Source organism: Nocardia sp. NPDC049190, assembly GCF_040648115.1.
Lineage (GTDB): Bacteria > Actinomycetota > Actinomycetes > Mycobacteriales > Mycobacteriaceae > Nocardia.
The window spans coordinates 1-1,707 of record NZ_JBEZDE010000111.1 but is presented as its reverse complement, the minus strand read 5'-3'; the positions used below and the strand labels follow the sequence as shown (position 1 = coordinate 1,707).

Sequence of the window (1,707 nt, the reverse complement as noted above, 5' to 3'; positions counted from 1 at the left end):
GGCGCAGGGTATTACACAACGGGCTATAACACTCCCCGAGGGGAGCCACATTCCCGAAGCCTTTATCCCCCGCGCCAAACTGATGCTGGCCTGTGCCCGGCAAAGTGCACCAGCGAGAACGCTGGATGATTCACCGGGCCCAAGTCTGGTCATAGGCGCTTCCCTTTCAACAATTTCACGTACTTTTTAACCCTCTTTTCAAAGTGCTTTTCATCTTTCGATCACTCTACTTGTGCGCTATCGGTCTCTGGCCGGTATTTAGCTTTAGAAGACATATACCTCCCATTTTGAGCAGCATTCCCAAACTACTCGACTCGTCGAAGGAGCTTTACATAGGCTTGGCATCCGACCAGACGGGGCTCTCACCCTCTGTGGCGTCCCGTTCCAGGGAACTCGGAAGGCGCCTCGCCAAAAGCATCCTCTACAAATTACAACTCGGGCCCTGGGGACCAGATTTCAAATTTGAGCTGTTGCCGCTTCACTCGCCGTTACTGGGGCAATCCCTGTTGGTTTCTTTTCCTCCGCTTATTGATATGCTTAAGTTCAGCGGGTATTCCTACCTGATTCGAGGTCAACATTCGGAAGGTGGGGTGTTTAACGGCGTGGCCGCGCCCGGGTCCCGGTGCGAGTGGATATTACTACGCAGAGGTCGCCGCGGACGGGCCGCCACTCCATTTCGGGGCCGGCGGTGTTAGCGCCGGGTCCCCAACGCCGGGCTCTCCCAAAAAGAGGGGAGCTCGAGGGTTGAAATGACGCTCGAACAGGCATGCCCGCCAGAATTCTGGCGGGCGCAATGTGCGTTCAAAGATTCGATGATTCACTGAATTCTGCAATTCACATTACTTATCGCATTTCGCTGCGTTCTTCATCGATGCCAGAACCAAGAGATCCGTTGTTGAAAGTTTTGATTCATTTGTATTTTGCCTTGCGGCACACTCAGAAGAAACTGTAAAAACAAAAGAGTTTGTGGCCTCCGGCGGGCGCCTGGTTCCGGGCCGCGAAACCGAAGAGGTTCCGGGCGCCGGGGCGGCTCCGCCGAAGCAACGTAAAGGTATGTTCACATGGGTTTGGGAGTTGTAAACTCGGTAATGATCCCTCCGCTGGTTCACCAACGGAGACCTTGTTACGACTTTTACTTCCTCTAAATGACCGAGTTTGGAGAGCTTTCCGGCCCTGGGTGGTAGTTGCCCACCTCCCTGGGCCAGTCCGGACGCCTCACTGAACCATCCAATCGGTAGTAGCGACGGGCGGTGTGTACAAAGGGCAGGGACGTAATCAACGCAAGCTGATGACTTGCGCTTACTAGGGATTCCTCGTTGAAGAGCAATAATTGCAATGCTCTATCCCCAGCACGACGGAGTTTAACAAGATTACCCGGGCCTTTCGGCCAAGGAAGTACTCGCTGGCTCCGTCAGTGTAGCGCGCGTGCGGCCCAGAACATCTAAGGGCATCACAGACCTGTTATTGCCTCAAACTTCCATCGGCTTGAGCCGATAGTCCCTCTAAGAAGCCAGCGTACTGCCAAAGCAATACGGGCTATTTAGCAGGTTAAGGTCTCGTTCGTTATCGCAATTAAGCAGACAAATCACTCCACCAACTAAGAACGGCCATGCACCACCACCCACAAAATCAAGAAAGAGCTCTCAATCTGTCAATCCTCATTGTGTCTGGACCTGGTGAGTTTCCCCGTGTTGAGTCAAATTAAGC

Annotated in this window: 2 rRNA genes; both read right to left on the bottom strand. The window is 53.4% G+C overall.

Annotated elements, in window-relative coordinates:
- A 23S ribosomal RNA gene (locus AB0B25_RS32115) occupies positions 1-916 on the bottom strand; the annotation flags it as partial.
- Positions 917-1,081: 165 nt separating this feature from the next.
- Positions 1,082-1,707 (bottom strand): 16S ribosomal RNA (locus tag AB0B25_RS32110); the annotation flags it as partial.